15 protein-coding genes are annotated in these 18,968 nt (G+C 41.9%); 12 read left to right on the top strand and 3 right to left on the bottom strand.

What is annotated here, in order from left to right; genetic code table 11:
- Window positions 1-31: 31 nt before the first annotated feature.
- The 11 genes from thiC to T359_RS0102880 all read left to right on the top strand — a co-directional run bounded on the left by thiC (window position 32) and on the right by T359_RS0102880 (window position 15,599).
- Window positions 32-1,336: a phosphomethylpyrimidine synthase ThiC gene (gene thiC, locus T359_RS0102930; protein ID WP_026516181.1), complete on the top strand. Its 1,305-nt coding sequence runs from the start codon at window positions 32-34 to the stop codon at window positions 1,334-1,336.
- Between the two features lie 116 nt (window positions 1,337-1,452).
- A complete protein-coding gene (locus tag T359_RS0102925; protein ID WP_026516180.1) occupies window positions 1,453-2,784 on the top strand; it encodes an O-antigen ligase family protein in 1,332 nt (443 codons plus the stop codon).
- Window positions 2,781-4,259 carry an NlpC/P60 family protein gene (locus T359_RS0102920; RefSeq protein WP_026516179.1) on the top strand — a complete coding sequence of 493 codons (1,479 nt, stop codon included), beginning with the start codon at window positions 2,781-2,783 and terminating at the stop codon, window positions 4,257-4,259. The genes T359_RS0102925 and T359_RS0102920 overlap by 4 nt, the downstream gene beginning before the upstream one ends.
- A complete protein-coding gene (locus tag T359_RS19105; protein WP_035783487.1) occupies window positions 4,260-5,042 on the top strand; it encodes a YdcF family protein in 783 nt (260 codons plus the stop codon).
- Window positions 5,043-5,258: 216 nt separating this feature from the next.
- Complete coding sequence (locus T359_RS0102910) at window positions 5,259-6,929, top strand: M3 family oligoendopeptidase (RefSeq protein WP_026516178.1); 1,671 nt, start codon at window positions 5,259-5,261, stop codon at window positions 6,927-6,929.
- Between the two features lie 200 nt (window positions 6,930-7,129).
- On the top strand, window positions 7,130-9,433 hold the full coding sequence (locus tag T359_RS0102905) for an ABC transporter substrate-binding protein (RefSeq protein WP_026516177.1): 2,304 nt from the start codon (window positions 7,130-7,132) through the stop codon (window positions 9,431-9,433).
- 204 nt (window positions 9,434-9,637) lie between these two features.
- Window positions 9,638-10,690, top strand: a complete 1,053-nt coding sequence (locus T359_RS0102900) for an ABC transporter permease (protein WP_026516176.1) — start codon at window positions 9,638-9,640, stop codon at window positions 10,688-10,690.
- A 17-nt stretch (window positions 10,691-10,707) separates the two neighbouring features.
- Window positions 10,708-12,819, top strand: coding sequence for an ABC transporter permease subunit (locus T359_RS19100; RefSeq protein WP_051544876.1), 2,112 nt, complete (start codon window positions 10,708-10,710; stop codon window positions 12,817-12,819).
- 13 nt (window positions 12,820-12,832) lie between these two features.
- Complete coding sequence (locus T359_RS0102890) at window positions 12,833-13,825, top strand: ABC transporter ATP-binding protein (protein ID WP_026516175.1); 993 nt, start codon at window positions 12,833-12,835, stop codon at window positions 13,823-13,825.
- Window positions 13,812-15,332 carry an oligopeptide/dipeptide ABC transporter ATP-binding protein gene (locus T359_RS23220; RefSeq protein ID WP_026516174.1) on the top strand — a complete coding sequence of 507 codons (1,521 nt, stop codon included), beginning with the start codon at window positions 13,812-13,814 and terminating at the stop codon, window positions 15,330-15,332. Before T359_RS0102890 ends, T359_RS23220 begins: the two co-directional genes overlap by 14 nt.
- 9 nt (window positions 15,333-15,341) lie before the next feature.
- Complete coding sequence (locus T359_RS0102880) at window positions 15,342-15,599, top strand: hypothetical protein (RefSeq protein ID WP_026516173.1); 258 nt, start codon at window positions 15,342-15,344, stop codon at window positions 15,597-15,599.
- Between the two features lie 63 nt (window positions 15,600-15,662).
- On the opposite strand, the gene T359_RS0102875 is transcribed toward T359_RS0102880, so the two are convergent.
- Window positions 15,663-16,388: a hypothetical protein gene (locus tag T359_RS0102875; RefSeq protein WP_026516172.1), complete on the bottom strand. Its 726-nt coding sequence runs from the start codon at window positions 16,386-16,388 to the stop codon at window positions 15,663-15,665.
- A gap of 157 nt (window positions 16,389-16,545) precedes the next feature.
- On the opposite strand from T359_RS0102875, the gene T359_RS0102870 reads away from it, so the two are divergent.
- Window positions 16,546-16,797: a hypothetical protein gene (locus T359_RS0102870; protein WP_026516171.1), complete on the top strand. Its 252-nt coding sequence runs from the start codon at window positions 16,546-16,548 to the stop codon at window positions 16,795-16,797.
- A 102-nt stretch (window positions 16,798-16,899) separates the two neighbouring features.
- On the opposite strand, the gene T359_RS22355 is transcribed toward T359_RS0102870, so the two are convergent.
- Both T359_RS22355 and T359_RS0102860 read right to left on the bottom strand, forming a co-directional pair.
- Window positions 16,900-17,073, bottom strand: coding sequence for a hypothetical protein (locus tag T359_RS22355; protein ID WP_022776852.1), 174 nt, complete (start codon window positions 17,071-17,073; stop codon window positions 16,900-16,902).
- Window positions 17,074-17,294: 221 nt separating this feature from the next.
- Window positions 17,295-18,758 (bottom strand): methyl-accepting chemotaxis protein, encoded by a 1,464-nt coding sequence (locus tag T359_RS0102860; protein ID WP_081795323.1) that lies wholly within the window; start codon window positions 18,756-18,758, stop codon window positions 17,295-17,297.
- Window positions 18,759-18,968: the final 210 nt, after the last annotated feature.

Below are 18,968 nucleotides of genomic sequence, written 5' to 3'. Positions count from 1 at the left end.
ATATATGAAAAAAAGATAATGGGGAAAAACAATGAGAGATTACACAACACAGATGGATGCCGCAAGACAGGGAATAATCACACCGGAAATGGAGAAGGTGGCAAGGGATGAATACAGGACTCCGGAAGAGATCAGAGACCTTGTGGCAAAGGGACAGGTGGCGATCTGCGCCAATAAGAATCACAAATGCATAGAGGCCAAGGGCGTTGGTTCCATGCTCAAAACCAAGATAAATGTAAATCTGGGAGTGTCCAGGGACTGCAAGGATTATGATATTGAGATGGAAAAGGTCATGGCGGCCGTAGATATGGGAGCCGATGCCATCATGGACCTTTCTTCCCACGGAAACACTCAGCCCTTCAGGAAAAAGCTGGTGGAGAGCTGCCCTGTTATGCTGGGAACAGTTCCTGTTTATGACAGCGTGATCCACTATCAGAGGGAGCTGTCGGAACTTACAGCCAAGGATTTTATAGATGTTATAAGACTTCATGCCGAGGATGGTGTGGATTTTGTTACATTGCACTGCGGCATAACAAGAAAGACCATTGAACAGATAAAGAAGCACAAAAGAAAAATGAATATTGTTTCCAGAGGCGGGTCCCTGGTATTTGCCTGGATGAGCATGACAGGGCAGGAGAATCCTTTTTACGAGTATTATGATGAGATTCTGGAAATCTGCAGAGAGTATGATGTTACCATTTCCCTTGGGGATGCCTGCAGACCGGGATGTCTTGCGGATGCCAGCGATGTATGCCAGATCGAGGAGCTGGTAAGACTTGGAGAACTGACAAAGAGAGCCTGGGAAAAGGATGTTCAGGTCATGGTGGAGGGCCCGGGTCACATGCCTATGGACCAGATCGCAGCCAATATGAAAATGCAGCAGACAATATGCATGGGAGCTCCTTTCTATGTACTGGGACCTCTTGTTACAGATATAGCTCCCGGCTACGATCACATCACATCTGCCATTGGCGGAGCAATTGCAGGAGCAAACGGTGCAGCATTCCTTTGCTATGTAACGCCTGCGGAACATCTTGCTCTTCCCAATGTGGATGACGTTAAGCAGGGCATAATCGCTTCCAAAATTGCAGCTCACGCAGCGGATATAGCAAAGAAGATACCCCACGCCATGGATATGGATAACAAAATGGCGGATGCCAGAAGGAATTTTGATTGGGATACTCAGTGGGAATGTTCTATAGACCCTGAGACCGCCAAGGCCATCCGCGCCGACAGATCGCCGGAATTTGATGATACCTGTTCTATGTGCGGAAAGTTCTGCGCAGTAAGAAGTATGAACAAGGCTCTGGCAGGAGAGCATATTGATATACTTTGAAAAATGATTAAAAAATCGGATTGAAAATGTATTTTTCAATCCGATTTTTACTTCACATTTTCCTGTGCTTGGAATAATATATAATGTGGCTATTTATTTTGGGGAGGTTTGAGGGGATGTTTAATGGTTTTTTGCCCAAGGATAAAGATGAAAGAATGCAGTACATTATTACGCTGATAATATCTGCATTTCTTGCAGTATTTACCTTTGAAGGCTTTTGGGTTGCAGCTAAGACCAGGATGTATCTTTTAGGCGGACTTTTGGGAGCTGCGATTATTCTCTATTTTGTTTTTTACAAGAAGATTTATTTAGAATTTGATACATTTCTTTTTGCTTCTTTCTTTTTGCTATGTTGGATTTCGGGCATAATTGCCTTCGGAGTTTCGGCTTCCTTTTTTCTTTCCCAGTTTTTCTGTGCATGGATTGCATTTTTAGCTTTGTTTTATGCTGCAGGTTCGGTTAAGAATTATGAGAAAATGTTTGCTGTATGCGCTTTTGTTTTTTCTCTGGCTGAGCTTGTTGTTTGCATATTTGTTCTTTTTATGGCAACCAGGACTATTTTCACGGAAAGGGTGGCTCTTTCTTCTGTACTTGGTCTTGTACGAAATGGCAGATTATGTGCTTTCGGAAACGCCAATCGATTTGGTTTTGCATGCACTGCCTTTTTGATGGTTTCGGTATTCGGATTGCTGTTATCAAAAGGCTTTCTGAGAATATATTATTCGGTATGCATTTTTGTTGGATGGTTCTGCCTGGGACTTACAGGCTGCAGGACCGGAGCCATCGGTTTTTCTGCTTCTTTGGGAATTCTTATTTTTTCATCAGGAATAAAGAAATACTGTATCGGTAGAAAAGATCATTTGATAATCCGCTACGCAGCTGTTTTCGCTATTACCGGAATAGCTACAGTACTGGCAATAGAGACCTTTGTTCTGCCGTCAAAGATTTATCACGGTTTAGTGGGACTTATTGGCGGAGAAGAGTTCCTTATGAGAACAAGAAGCATTCATGACAGGAATGGAACAATAACCGACAGAAGTTATATCTGGGTTGCCACTCTCAAATCTTTGGTGAGGAATCCCAGGAGATTGCTTTTGGGAATATCATCCCTGAGTAAGGAAGAAATCGAGAGAGTTTATATAGGTCATCATGAAAATAGTGCACCTCATTCTCATAACGCATTTCTTGAAATTACTCGTGTTCATGGTATTCTGGCCCTTTTTGTATGGCTGATATTGCTTGTGAGGTGGGCAGACAGATGTATCAGGGGATTGTTTAATTATGAGTTAAAGCCTGCATTTCGCTATATGGCAGCCTGCGCAGCAGGAATCATGATTATGGGACTTACGGAACCGGTTCCGTTCTTATATAAATCATCCTGGCCGCTTACAATGACATTTTTTGTAATCTGTGGTTTTTTTGCAGGATTGAAAAGGAGTGACAAATGAAAAGAAAAACAGCATTGATCTTATATGGAACTTTGGCAATAGCGTTTGTTTCAGTGACGGGTTTTGAAATCGGAAAACTACATGCTGCAGGCAGGGGCAGTTCAGAATATGTGTCGGTACAGGAGGCATCAGATCCATATAATGGCCTTGTTCAGACTGTTTCAGGAACTACAGCGGATATGCTAAAGCCCGAGTATTGGCTTTCTTCATATGATGGAAAGGTGCTTTTTTCCGGAGAGGAAATAGAAGAATTTACTTACAATAATCCTGCATTTGTCGAGTATAATACGGGGCAGTTCGGAAGCAATAAAAAACTATACATGTATGATCTTCCCGATGCCATCGATGGAGCTGTAGTAAAAGCACTTATTGACCCGGAAATAATAGACGATCTCACCAAGGACGGAGATGCGCTTTATGCAAATAAAGAAGCGGTTTCCGATGATTATTGGGCAAATATCAGAGATAACCTGAATATTGAGGCTGTTCCCGATAAAGTTACGCCAATCTATGGAGTATGTGTTGAGAGGACAATGGCAAGGACTCTTCCCAGTGATGATTTTATCGCGGAGGATCCACAGGAGTTATATTTTGACAGTCTGATCAGCGCTGAGGTTATGCCATTTTCACCTATAGTTGTAATTTCTGAAAGCAGAGACAGCCAGTGGTATTATATTTTGAGCGGTTCATACTGCGGATGGGTTCATAAGGATACCATAGCGGTATGTAAAGATAAGGATGAGTGGAATAATGCTTCATCTGCAGATGAGTTTTTGGTAGTCACCGGAAGCGAGATCGTTCTTGAGGATACTGCAAGAGAGAGCGCCCACGCCGGAATGGTTCTTCCCATGGGAACAAAGATCAAGCTTAAAAATACAGAGGCAGAATTTGACGCTGACAGGACTTCCTGGGGATGTTACAAGGCAGAATTGCCATGCCGTGCTGAGGATGGAACTCTTTATTCGGAGGATGCACTTATACCTGTTTCCAAGGATGTTCATGTGGGTTATATGGATATGACATCTGAGGCTGTTTTGAATCAGGCTTTTAAATTTCTTGGAAAGATTTACGGCTATGGAGGAACACTTTCTTCTAATGATTGCTCAGGATTTGTGAGGCAGGTATACAGCTGCTTTGGGCTTGAACTTCCCCGTAACGCCAGGGCTATTGCCAAGACTTATGACCTGGGAAGCATTGACTGTGACAAGATGACTGAGGACAAAAAGCTGAGCATTCTGGAACAGATGGCTCCGGGATTGTTACTTTATATGGACGGGCATATCATGATGTACCTTGGAACAAAGGATGGAGTTCCTTATGTGATCAGCTCATGCGCAACCTGCATTGAACCGGGACATGCAACCTCTGACATTGTTGATGCGTATGGAGTATTTGTATCAGGCATGAACCTTTTGAGAGCAAACGGAAAGACCTGGCTCGAAGATCTTGATTATATTCTTTGGAAGGAATATTAAATGATAAAAAGACTCTTTTCTCCGGGAATACGTATCTTATGGGCAGCCATGATGCTTGTGACCTTCCTTTATGCGATCATGGTATTTCTGGTGGGCAGTGGAACATTTTCTTTTGTGATATGGTTGGCTGCGGGGGCTTTTTTCAGCCTATGTTTCTTTCTCGCGGGAAAAGGAAGATGGGGGAAATGCCCGAAAAAACTGAGAGTTGTCGCATATATCCTATTGGGAATCGGACTTTCGGTGTTCCTGATCTGTCAGTGCTGCATCTTGTCTCACTTTTTTGACAAGGGAGAGCCTGACCTTGATTATGTTATAGTTCTTGGAGCTCAGATGAGGTCAACAGGCCCCAGCGTTATCTATAAGTACAGATTACAGAAGACCAAGGAGTATCTTGACAGTAACCCGGAAACCATCTGTATTACCACAGGCGGACAGGGATTCAATGAGAGCATGAGCGAAGGTGAGGGTGGAAGAGATTATCTTGTTTCTTTGGGAGTGGATCCGGAGAGGATACTGGTTGAAAACAGATCCCTGGACACTGTTCAGAATATCGAAAATGCCATGGAGATCATAAGATCCGGTTCCTCTGATGACAATGAATTAAAGATAGGTATAATTACCAACGGCTTTCATGTTTTCAGAGGTGTACATATAGCAAAGAGGATCACCGATGCAAAAGTCTGCGGAATCGCTGCATACATGCAGTTTCGCTTCATTCCCAATAATATGGTGAGAGAATGTTTTGGGATTTTGAGAGATTTTTTTGCGGGAAAGCTTGCGTAATTATTAAATTAATATTAAAATAATTTGGTGATTTGCTTGATTAAAGTGTTAAAATCTAGTATAATTTCTGCTTAAGTGGTAGATAAATACTTTAACGATGCAAATTGTTAAATAAGCACTTAAGAATCTGGAGAGACTATGGGATGTTTCTTACCACTTACAGGTGAGAAATATCCTTTTTGTTTTACGTTTTTTCGATAAAGGAGTATCATTAATATGAAATTATCACAAATGCCATACGAGCATATTGATCTGGACAAGGTTAAGGCGTTTTTTGAACAGCTTATTGCAGACAGTAAGAATGCTGCCAGCGGCGAAGAGCAGTTTGAGCTTCACAAGAAGTACTATGAATTTATGGGAGATGTTTCTACCAACATAAGACTCGGTAGATTCAGACATGACATTGATACCTCTGAGGAGTTTTACTCCAAGGAGAATGATTATATCGATGAGATCGGACCTGTTATTTCCAATTTAAATAATGAATACAGCAAGGTCCTTTTTGAATCACCCTACAGAGCTTATCTTGAAGAAAAGATCAGCAAGGTTGCTTTCAAGAATATTGAGCTTGCCAACAAGTCCATTGATGAGAAGATCCTTCCTCTTATGCAGGAGGAGAACGCTCTTATCAGTAAGTATGACAGCATTATTGCTTCCGCCAAGATCCCTTTTGACGGAGAGGAATACAATATTTCACTTCTTCGCAAGTGCCTGACTCATCAGGACAGAGATACCAGAAAGCGTGCCTGGAAGGCTCTTTCTGAGTATTTTGAATCTGTAACAGATGAGATCGACGATATTTACGACAAGCTTGTTAAGAACAGAACCCAGCAGGCCAGAGAACTTGGCTATGACAGCTATGTAGAGCTTGGCTATAACAGAATGACAAGAAATTCTTACAGAAGAGCTGAGGTTGAGAATTTCCGCAAGCAGATCAGAGAGTCCTTTGTTCCTTTTGTCTGCGAGATCCAGGAGAAGAGAAGACAGCAGATCGGTGTTGACGAGCTTAAGTATTATGACAACGATGTTTTCTTTACCAACGGCAATCCGGCTCCCATAGGAACTCCCGAGGAGATTCTTAAGTCAGGACAGGAGATGTATTCAGAGCTTTCTCCCGAGACTAAGGAATTCTTTGATTTCATGACTGAGAATGAGCTCTTTGACGTTCTTGGAAGAAAGACCAAGAAGGCCGGTGGTTATATGGACTTCTTACCAAAATATAAATCACCATATATTTTTGCCAACTTTAATGGCACCAGCTCAGATGTTGATGTTATCACCCATGAGTGCGGACATGCATTCCAGGGCTATGTTACAAGAGATGATGAGATAACAGAGCACAATGACATTACCATGGAGACAGCTGAGATCCATTCCATGTCAATGGAATACTTTACCTATGGCTGGATGGATAAGTTCTTCGGAGACAGGAAGGACGATTATCTCAAGATGCACCTTCAGGATTCCATCACCTTTATTCCTTACGGATGTATGGTTGATGAGTTCCAGCATATCGTATATGACAAGCCGGAGATGACTCCTGCCGAGAGGAAGGCTGTATGGAAAGAGCTTGAGAAGACCTACAGACCATGGCTTGACTTTGACGGAGATCCCTTCTTTGACGAGGGCGGCTTCTGGCAGAAACAGGGACATATTTTCTGGTCACCTTTCTACTATATTGATTATGTTCTTGCCAGCGTAGTTGCAATGCAGTTCAAGGTATGGATGGACAAGGACTACAAGGAAGCCTGGAATCATTATTTACAGCTTTGCAAACTTTCAGCCAAGGATTTCTACGAGCCGATGCTTGATAAGGCTGGTCTTAAGAGCCCATTCAAGGATGGAACAATAGAGGCTCTTGCAGCTGAAATGAGAACGAAAATCTGATAAAAATGAAAATTATAGCTACCTATAATTAATTAGTTCTTGCAATATTTGATGCGGCAATTTAAAATGGTAAAGTGATGATACACTTAGGCGTTACAGTATTGCGGTGTTAACGATTTAAAAAAAGTATTGTTGATATGTACACATATTGCAATAAAGCAGTAGGTGTTTACATATAAATAAAAAAACGGGAGGCAAATATGAAAAAGAAAGCACTTGTATCTCTGCTTGCTCTTTCCATGGTAGTTGGTTCATTATCAGCTTGCGGAAAGCAGACACCTGCAGAGACAACACCGGACACTCAGGTTACTGAGGAACAGCCAGCTGATACAGCCGTTGAAGAAGCAACTGAAGCTACAGAAGAAGTTGCAGAAGAAGAGGCTACATCAACTGCAGACGAGCCATCATCAGTTCAGCTGCTTGAAGGCAAGGAATACGGAGAGGATAAGGATTATGTATCTCTCTATGACAAGTTTGGAAAACAGATCACAATCAACGATGTAACAGAGGATGAGTCAACAGGACTTGCATATCTCAACGTTGATGGACAGAGCTATGAGCTTGGTCTTGACTTCCTTACAATGGCAATGGTTTACAACACATCAACAGAAGGCACAAGCTTCGCTACAGAAGATGAAGTTTATGCTGAGTGGTGGAAATACTACATCACACGTTGGAATCACCTTCTTCCTGAGATTCCTCTTTACTCAAACGAGTACTATGATCTTTACAATGCAGCTATCAAGGGCGTAGACAAGTTCCCTACCAACCCTTACTGGGATCCTGCAAGAGCTCTTATTGACTGGACATCAGAGAAGGATGACAACTCAATCATCCTGGGAAGCTCAACAGACCTTTCAGGTAAGTTCAGATACGCAATCTTCGGTGCAAGCTCACCCGGATCATCTGACCTTGATATCCAGAACCTTACAGAGGGTCTTGAGACTGTAGCTCCTACAAAGGAAGGCGGCTATGTAGTTAACGACACAGTTGTTGATTCCTTTGAAGATACAGACAACGATGACGGATCCAAGACATACACCATCAAGATCAAAGATGACCTTGTATTCTCAGATGGTTCACCTATCACAGCTAAGAACTATCTTTACAGATTACTTGTATTCTCAACACCTGTAGCTGCAGAGGCAGCAGGCAAGGATCACAGATCCATGCTTCAGATGGTTGGTTTCGACGGCTTCAACGCTTACGACGGAACAAACGATGGTGTTGACGGAGCATCAAAGGTTATGAAGGGTGTTCATCTTATCGATGATTACACATTCTCTATCACAATAGATCCTCAGTACCTTCCTTACTTCTATGCAATCACATACGCTTCAGTATATCCTACTTATAAGGATCTCTGGCTTGGTGACTTCGATATCGCTGATGACGGTGAGGGTTGCTACATTGAGGATGGTTTCTATGAGAAGAGCGGTGACAGCTACAAGATGGCTGCACACATCTCAGATTCAGCTAACAACACAGATACCAAGTATCCTTACTCAGGTCCTTACGTAGTTAAGTCCTTCGACGAAGGCGACAAGTCAGCAGTTCTTGAGCTCAACGAGAACTTCAAGGGCAACTATGAAGGTGCTAAGCCTTCAATCCAGAAGGTTATCTACAAGAAGGTTATCGCCGAGACACAGCTTGAGGACTTCAAGGCTGGCGGTGTAGACGTTCTTGCAGCAATCACAGGTGGTTCAGCAACTGATGAAGCTATCGCACTTGCAGATGGTTCAGACGGCGCTTATGTTTACACACACTATTCAAGAGCTGGTTATGGTAAGCTTGGCTTCCGTAACGACTTTGGTCCTGTACAGTTCACAGCAGTTCGTCAGGCTATTGCATACTGTATGGACAGAGCTACATTCGCTAAGGACTTCACAGGTGGTTACGGCGGAGTTGTAGATGGACCTTACTATTCAGGATCTTGGATGTACAAGGCAGCTGTAAATCAGGGAATGCTCCTTGATGCTTATGATACTTCTGTTGATTCAGCTATCGAAGTTCTTGAGAACGATGGTTGGGTATACAATGCAGAAGGCGGCGAGTACACAGAAGGCGTTCGTTATAAGAAGATCGCCGGCGATGTTGCTACTGAGAAGGATAAGAACTTCCAGTCAATCGACGGAGCTTACAAGACTGTAGAAGTTAACGGTGACTACTACATGCCTCTTGCTCTTAACTGGTATGGTACTGTTGATAACGAGTTCTCAGATCTCCTTGTAACAGGTTTCGAGCAGAACGACAACATCGCAGCAGCTGGTTTCGTAGTTCAGAAGACAACAGGTGACTTCGGCCCTATGCTTGATGAGCTCTATCAGCAGCAGGTTTATGGTTACTACAGCGGAACACCTATGTACACATGCTTTAACTTTGCAACTGGTTTCAACTCAGCTGTATATGACTATTCATTCAATATGACAATTGATCCTAGTATGTATGATGACAATTCTGCTTACTATATCAAGGACAAGGCAGATATTTATTGGAACAACTAATTTCTACTTCCATTATTTGTAGAAATGTGTTAATATGAGTAGCTGACTTATGATCCACGGTCATGATGAAGTATATCATGACCGTGGATTTATGTTGGTTTAATGAGTTAAAGATTTAAATTGGTAGATTGATATTGACTTTGAATATTTCTACCCTTATTGTGGTAGTTTATATATAAAGAATTTTTTAGGAGGTTTCATCAAATGGGAAAGTATATCCTTAAGAGAATAGGCTATATGTTAGCTGTTCTTGTAGTGTTATCCTTTATACTATTCCTTATATACAATCTTGTGCCCAACAACAGAGCTTACACAGATGCTAAGGCTGAGATGACTACTCAGAAGACACGTCTTCGTAATGCTACTGCGGAAGAAAAAGAGAAGATGTTTGAGGATTTGTATGTGGAGTATCAGCGTAAGTATGGAACTGATACAAAGAACATGGTAGTTAAGTATTTGAGGTGGGTTGGCTTTATGCCAAATTATTACGGAGAGTATTCCGGACTTGTTCAGGGGGATTTCGGATATTCTTACGAGTTTAAGGACGACGTTATCGATGTTGTCAAAGAACCGATGAAGAATACCGTTTTCATTAATATATTTGCAACTATTCTTGCGCTTGGAATTACAATTCCTCTTGGAATTGTATGCGCTGTTAAAAAGGGAAGTAAGGGCGATCAGGTCATGCAGGTCGTAACCATTATAGGTTATTCACTTCCTTCCTTCGTAACAGCTATTCTCTTCGTTTGGATCTTCTGCTCACTTCTTGGATGGTTCCCACCAAGTGGTATGAAGACTCCCGGAAGTAACTACACAGGATGGAAGTGGTTCACTGACAGAATGTATTACATGGCACTTCCTCTTATTACTATGACCTTCTGCTCACTGGGTTCCATGACCAGATACGTAAGAGCTTCAATGATCGATGCTCTTTCACTGGACTGCATCAGAACTGCAAGAGCTAAGGGTGTTACTGAGAAGGCTGTTATTTACTCACATGCATGGAGAAATGCGCTTATTCCTATCGTTACACTGGTTGTAGGATGGTTCCTTGGTATTTTCGGCGGATCACTTATGTTCGAGAATATCTTTGGTATCAACGGAATGGGTAAGCTGATGATCTCATCACTTCGTACACAGGACTTTGATGTAGTAGTGTTATTACAGCTTTTCTATGTTGCTATTTCTCTTATAGGCAACCTGATAATTGATATTGTATACGGACTTGTTGACCCCAGAGTCAGAGTAAGCGCCTAAGGAGCATGGAGATTGAGATGAAGAAGAAGAATTTATTTAGCCGCATGTGCGGTTGGGTTCGCAGAGCTTTCTTCGGCGGAAGCAGAGATCTTGCTAATTCCATCGATGTCGAAGAAGTTGTGACTCCAATTCAGCAGATTATAAGAAATTTCTTGGAACGCAGACTCGCTGTGGGTGCGTTATGCGTTGTTATTGGCATGTTCTTACTGGTATTTATCGGACCACTTTTCATGCCTAGATATTATGATTCATACACTGAGGTTACCCAGAAGAACGTTGCTCCTACCATGAGCATGATGAAGGTTCCCTCAGAACTTAAGAATGACATTAAGATGATCGACAGCTACGGAAGTTTCTCAGTTGGTCTTTCAAACGCTGGTAAGGTTTATGTTTGGGGCGCAACTCAGCTTGGAACAACCGGCATTGATATCGGTGAGATTCCTGAGGCTGTTCTTAATGACAAGATCGCTTATGTAGCAGCAGGTATCGACCACATTATTGCTATCAGCGAGACCGGTAAGGTTTACGGCTGGGGTTCCAATAAGCATGGTCAGTATGTAACAACTGATAAAGAAGTCCTTGAGATGCTGGAAGAAGCTGAGGAGTCAGTAAGTGACGAAGAGGCTGCTCTTCTCGAGGAAGCCGGTGTATCAGCAGCAGAGGAATCTTCAACAGAAGGTGAAGAGGGTGCTGAAGGCGAGGAAGTAGCCGAGGCTGCTGAAGAAGCTGTAGAGGAAGTTAAGGAGATGGACAAGTCTGTTTCAACAGGTGAGAACATCATTCCTATGCCTACAGAACTTGTTACAGGCACCATTGATGTGGCTAACATCAAGAAGCTTGTTTGCGGATATCAGTGTACAGCTATCCTTATGAATGACGGTAAGCTTTACATCTGGGGTAACATGAATGCATACCAGAACATCAGCAGCTTCGTTGATAAGGAAGGTCTTGTAGATATTGATTTCACACTTAACTACATCGTTGGTCTTACCGAGCAGGGCACATCAATCTTTACCGGTAAGAGAGGCCTCTACGATCAGTACAGAAGTAATATCAATACATCTGCTAAGGCTTCCAAGAAGTTCCTTAACGGCAGAAAGATTACTTCTATATATGCAACAAACAACCACTTATGTGGACTTTTAGATGACGGAAGCCTCTTCTTTGCAGGCAACTTCCCATCTGACAGTGTTCCTATGCCAAAGCTTCATGATGGTGAGACTATTAAGCAGATTGGCGCAGGCACATACCATTACACTGCTCTTACTTCTGAGGGAAGAGTCCTTTCATGGGGCGGTTCAACTCTTGGACAGATTGATGTTCCTGATACTGTAAACGGTAAGACTGACAAAGTATTGGTAGGTTCATTCCAGAACTATGCTGTTGATGCCAACAATGCTCTTGTTGATAAGTGGGGACTTAAGGGATATCTCTTTGGTACAGACGGATATGGTGCTGATATTCTCCAGCGTATTATCCAGGGTGGTAAGATGACCATGACCATCGGTGCTGTTGCGGTTATTATCTCAACAATCATCGGTATTATCGTTGGATGTCTCTCCGGATACTTCGGAGGAGCGGTTGATATCATCCTCATGCGTGTAGCTGAGATTTTCGCAGCTATTCCTTTCCTTCCTTTCGCACTTATCCTTTCAGCTATCATGGCTCAGATGGATATTTCAGAGAATGAGAAGATATTTATCCTTATGGCAATTCTTGGTATCCTGACATGGACCGGACTTGCACGAATGGTTAGAGGACAGGTGCTTGTTGCCCGTGAGAACGAATATGTTACAGCTGCTAAGGCTATGGGTGTAAGAGAGGGACGTATCGCTTTCAGACATATCCTTCCTAACATCGTATCAATCATCTTCGTTACACTGACCCTGGATTTTGCAACCTGTATGCTTACAGAGTCATCACTGAGCTACCTTGGTTTCGGTGTTACATATCCAAGACCTACATGGGGTAACATGCTTAATGGTGCGAACAATTCAACTATTATCAAGAACTACTGGTGGCAATGGGTATTTACATCAATCTTCCTTGCTGTTACCTGTATCTGTATCAATATTGTAGGTGACACACTTAGAGATGTAATGGATCCAAAATCTGACCGTGACAAATAAGGGAGTAAAAAAGATGGCTTTATTAGAATTAAAAGATTTACATACCTTTTTTAGAACTAAAAAGGGAATAGTTAGAGCTGTCAACGGTGTTTCTTATTCGGTTGATGAAGGAAAGACCATTGGCGTAGTAGGAGAGTCCGGATCCGGTAAGAGTGTATCTGCCATGAGTATTCTGCAGCTCCTTGACGGTAACGGATATATAGACAGCGGTGAGATCATCTTTGACGGAAAAGACCTTACCAAGCTTTCAGAGAAAGAAATGTATCAGGTTCGTGGTAACGACATTTCAGTTATTTTCCAGGAGCCTATGACCAGCCTTAACCCTGTCTTCACAGTAGAGAGACAGGTAAGTGAGCCCTTCATTATCCATCAGGGCATGAACAAGAAGCAGGCTGCAGAGAAGGTTATCGAGATGCTTAAGGACGTTAAGATCCCTAACCCTCACATTGTTGCAAAGCAGTATCCTCATCAGCTTTCAGGTGGTATGAGACAGCGTGTTATGATCGCTATGGCGCTTGCATGTAAGCCCAAGCTTCTTATCGCTGACGAGCCCACAACAGCTCTTGACGTTACAATTCAGGCTCAGATCCTTAAGCTTATGAACGACCTTAAGACTGAGTATAATACTTCAATTATTTTCATTACTCACGACCTTGGTGTTATCAGACAGATCGCTGATACAATCGCTGTTATGTACTGCGGACAGGTTGTTGAGCTTACAGATGCTGAGACAGTATTCCATATATCTGAGTATTCACATCCTTACACAGAGGGACTTATGGTTTCAATTCCGAGACTTGATACTCCTTCTAACCAGAGACTTGATGCTATCCCCGGCGCTGTGCCTCATCCCCTTAAGCTTCCCAAGGGATGTAAGTTTGCACCTCGTTGCAAATATGCAACAGAGAAGTGCATGAATGAGGAACCACCGCTTACAAAAGTACGCGAGGGCCAGTTAGTAAGATGTTTCTATGCTAGAAAGGAGGATCGTCATGCCACAAAATGATAAAGTCCTTCTTAAGATTACAAACTTAAAACAGTATTTCCCTGTTGGTAAGAAGGGAATGTATGTAAAGGCCAATGATGGCATTTCACTGGATATTTACGAAGGCGAGACCTTAGGTCTTGTTGGTGAGTCCGGATGTGGTAAGTCCACATTTGGACGTACACTTCTTCAGCTTTATCGTCAGACAGACGGAAGAACAATGTACTATGGATCATCTCTTGATGAGCTGGCTCCCAAGTATGTTAAGAAGACCGTTGGAAATCTTACCAAGCTCAAGAAAAAGATGAATGAGTATCAGGCTGAGTACGAGAAGGCTCAGAAAGAGTACGATGCAGCAGATGAGAAGAAGAAGCTTCAGCTTCACACTGACCTCATGGCTAAGAAAAAGACAGCTGAGGATGCTTACCTCAACATCGTTAACCTTGTAGGTGGTTTCATTGTTGCTGATGATCTCTCACCTGTAGAGAAGATCTACACAGAGAGGTATGAGGCCTGTGCAAAGCTTTCCAAGGATATCGGTAAGTATCAGGCTGCCAAGCTTGACTTCGATGAATTTGAGTATATTGTAAACAAAAAAGAGAGAACTACCTCTGACAAGGATAAGAATAAGCTTGCTTCTCTCAAGAACAAGGCAGATGCCTGGGAAAAGGCAATGGAGGAAGATACAAAGGCTATCTCCAAGATTGATGAGAGAATAGAGGAGCTTAGAAGCAAGTACAAGAGCAATCCTGAATTCGAGAAGCATGAAGCCAACAGAGACAAGGGTATTGACCTTGCAAGACTTTCCTACAACGAGGTTCGTCTTATCAGAGATCAGCTTCAGTACATATTCCAGGATCCATATTCATCACTGAATCCCAGAATGACTGTAGGAACTCTTATCGGAGAGGGACTTAAGGCTCATAAGTACTGCAAGAAGGATAACGAGAGAATGCAGGACATGGTTATCAAGATCATGGAAGAGTGCGGACTTGCAGGATACTTTGTAAACAGATTTGCTCACCAGTTCTCCGGTGGACAGAGACAGCGTATCGGTATCGCTCGAAGCCTTGCAGTTAACCCTAAGTTCGTTGTATGTGACGAGGCTGTATCAGCCCTTGACGTTTCAATTCAGTCTCAGATCCTCAACCTGCTTTCAGACCTTAAGGAGCAGAAGAACCTTACATACCTTTTCATTACACACGACCTTTCAGTTGTAAAATACATTTCTGACAGAATCGGTGTTATGTACCTTGGTAACCTGGTTGAGCTTTCAACTTCAGAAGAGATCTTCAAGTCACCTGCTCATCCTTACACACAGGCTCTGCTTGAGTCCATTCCTACAACAGAGGAAAAGAAGGACCTTGTAGTTCTTGAGGGAGATATTCCTTCACCTGTTAACCCTCCTAAGGGATGTAAGTTCCATACTAGATGTAAGTACTGCACAGAGATCTGTGAGCATGTAGTACCTGATTGGGAAGAGATTTCTCCTAATCACTTTGTAGCTTGTCACCATAAGCTTGTATAAGGTATTTTTATGTGGTGGAATAGGAAAGTAGACAGATTATTTAAACTAAATAAAAAAGATCAGAAGAAGGATGAGACGCCTGATATCTATGCCGATGAATACTATAATCCTGATGAGGACAGAGTAGAACCTACGGTAGGAGATAACCTTGAAAAAGGAGACCTCTTTGCAATGATAGTATCTGCATGGATCACTATATTGCCTATCTGTCTTGGATTATTGATAGGTATCGTTCTTCTGGCCTGGCTGCTGCTTGGACTATTCTGACAGCTCATATATGAAAAAAATAACCCGGAACTCAAATAAGAGTTCCGGGTTAATTATATTAGTTTAATCTACTGTGGTATCTTCTGCGGCTGTTGTAGCCCCTTCAGCAGCACTCAGATAATCGGTTACCTCTGTTATGACATAAGAGTCTGTTTCGGCATTTTTTTCAAGTTTAAGGGCTATTGCGTAGTCCTGCGGGGATGAATTCCGGATTAGGTCCTCATAGGTTTCAAGGGCTATCAGAAATACATCATTCAAAATCTTTTTCTGGGTTGTTTCTTCGCCTTCTTCTGCATAGAGAGCAGCGATTTCTTCTTCATGTTCTGTGGAATAAGTACCGGCAGCTTCCATGACCTTTTCTGAAGTGGAGCTGCTTTTAATAATGTCTACAGGAAAATCTGTGGTGATAGTTGCTATAGCCGTGATGGATTTGTCATCATTGGCAGTTATTTCTTTTACTTCATAGGCTGTGACCATATTGGAGAAAAGCTTACAGAACTCATCCAGTTCATTCAAGGTTTCTTCTGTAAGAGAGGAGGTGTCCTGATCAGCCAATATCTGGTCTGCCAGGTAACCGGAATCAAAGAGCTTAACAAAATCGCCTGATGCAACTTCATCGGTACAATAATCGGTTATCCCTTCCGTGGATCCTGATGCCACCAGCTGTAGAAAACCTTCGACGGTTTCTTTGGCAGAATTTTTGTCTGCGTTGGAAACACAACCTGTTAGAAGAGAAATAGATAAAACAGCGCTTAATAAAAACGCGCCGGTTTTGCCAAATCTGACCATAAAAAACTCCTTTTAAATTCAGTAATTATAATTCTTGCACAAAGCTTAGTATAGCATAAACGGGCAAATTATCCAAAGAGTATCGCAATTACAATTATTTAATGTTAAAATATTGTTAGCGTTTTTAAACCAAATTAATAATCAAGGAGGTTTTTTAATGAGAGTTCTTTTTAGCGAAGGCGTGGTTAAAGAGGTTACTTCAGTTGAGGTTAAGCCCCTGGATTTTGGAGATGGTCAGATAAGTGGAACAGAGATGGATTTCCTGCTTAGTACCGGTGACAATATCAAGTATATTTATAGTCAGAATGTACCGATAGAAGAGTCTGGACAGAGGGCTATTGATTTTGTGAGAGCGCTCTATAATGATGGTAAAGCAGATTTTTCACATGAACCTGTGGAAATGCTTTGATAATTAAATAAATAAAACAAAGGAAAAGGTCCTATGCTCTTGCGGCACAGGACCTTTAATATCGCGTATCTTCCATGGTTTTCTCCATTTATTTGAGAAAGATCATCTTTTTCCAAGACAACCCTGGTTTTTAAGTTCGATTAATAAATCAAAAACAACCCCCAATGGTAAGCCGGTGATATGAGCAACTTTCTCGGGATCAGGATAGTACTCATCTTCGCAGTCGCGTCTGATGCAATCCATTATCTCCATCTTAACATCGCATGTAGCTGTCATACACATTTTCCTCCTTTCCTGAATAGTCTAAAAATTTAAGTCGCAGATATTTACTGCTCTCTTATATTATATCGTATATTTGGCGCAAAAGTTAACCTTTTTGTGTAAAAAAATTAAAAAATTTATAAAAACTGACATTAAAAAACCTCTGGCAGATAACTTTATAAGTTGCTGCCAGAGGAATGGTATTTAGTTAAAAAAATATGATAAATTCAATTAATTTAATTGCTTTGCATATCTTTAAGCTTGTTAGCCTGCTGGAAGATGTTTCCAAGGATTCCCTTGAACTGATTGAACTCCTCAACAGCCTGATCGGAGCTTCGTACACCTTCGTTGGAAAGAGATGCAACCTCCTGGCTGGTAGCAGAGAGGTTTGAGATACTGTCGTTGATCTCGGTGGTTGATGCTGCGATGGATTTCATTCCTTCGCCAATCTCAGAGAAGCGAGAGAGCATCTCTGTTACATTCTCGTCTATACAGGAGAAATTCTCACCAACAGATTCGATCATCTCATTCTGCTCTGTTACGGAATTAACTGTATCATCGATGCTGGCCATTGCCTTCTGAACGTCTTCGTTAAGCTCGTTAATGATATTTGTGATCTGTGTGGAAGCGGTGTTGGTCTCTTCCGCAAGCTCTCGTACATCGTTGGCAACTACTGCGAAGCCTTTTCCTGCTTCACCGGCTCTGGCTGCCTCGATGCTGGCATTAAGAGCGAGAAGATTGGTCTGCTTGGAAATGGACATGATGGAGCCAACAATTTTCTGAACTTCTTCAACCTTATTGATAACAGCCTGAGTTGCATCAACAGTAACCTGGCTTTGCTCAGATACGTTTTTGGCTTTCTCTTTAAGTGCCTTAATACCTTTAACGCCATCCTCAACTGCAGTCTGGGCATTTTCTGAAGCAGTGGTCATATCCTTGCGATGCTGCTCGGTAGTGTTTGTTTCTTCCTGAATCTGCTGAACTCTCTGGGCCTGAGATGTAATAGCCTGAGCTGTGCTTTCCATGCTGCTGGCGATATCCTGCATGCCTGAATGCTGCGCTTCAATGATTTGCTGAAGAGACTGCATATTATCCTGAGATGAATTGAACAGATCGGTAATAGTATTGGCAATCTCAGCCATCTGATTGCCGGTATTCATGGTCTTTTCCGCACTCTCATTTATAACCGCATTGTTTTCCTCGTTAAACCTGGTAAGAAGAGTTACCGTATAAAGGCAAGCGATAAATGCCAGGGCAAGGGTGATAAATGCAGGTACATGAAACATATCCAAAGTATGATTTACTACATAGCTCTTTATACACGTAATAGTAAATGAAAGAACAATTGCTGATATACCAATCTTACACAGTTTAACATTCAGATAGATGATACTGCAGATAAGGATAGGAAGGCCAAAGGCAAAGTAGATAAGATCATCCTCTGCAATAAGAAGTATAAAATAGAAGATTGTAGCTCCGCCCATAATTAGTATGGATCCCTTTTTTATTGTAGGAAATTTGTAATTTCCTACAAAGATCAGGACTCCGCCGAATAATGCAGCTATGAATATTGCAAGTTTTCCGGTTGAAAAACCTTCTCGGAAACTGTTAAAGATTGTTATTCCCAAACCGCTAAGGATAATAACCATACATACATAGAAACTACTTCTGTTGGCGCGACGATATTGTTCAGCGTTCATAGATAGTCCTTTCTGCTTTTACTCAAAAAAGCACACACATTTTCTTAGTTTAGATTTTACCATATTAGTGATCGTGAATATATTAAATAACGATAATATATTTGCTTAAAAGACTGTCAGTCATTTATCATCTTTTTATTCAAATTTATACTTTATTTAGACTAAAAAATGACCGCTTATTGTAAAATGAATCTAGGATTTTGAGCAACA

Origin of the sequence: Butyrivibrio sp. MC2021 (assembly GCF_000621605.1) — a bacterium.
In the GTDB taxonomy this organism is placed as follows: domain Bacteria; phylum Bacillota; class Clostridia; order Lachnospirales; family Lachnospiraceae; genus Butyrivibrio.
This window is presented reverse-complemented; position numbering and strand designations above follow the sequence as displayed.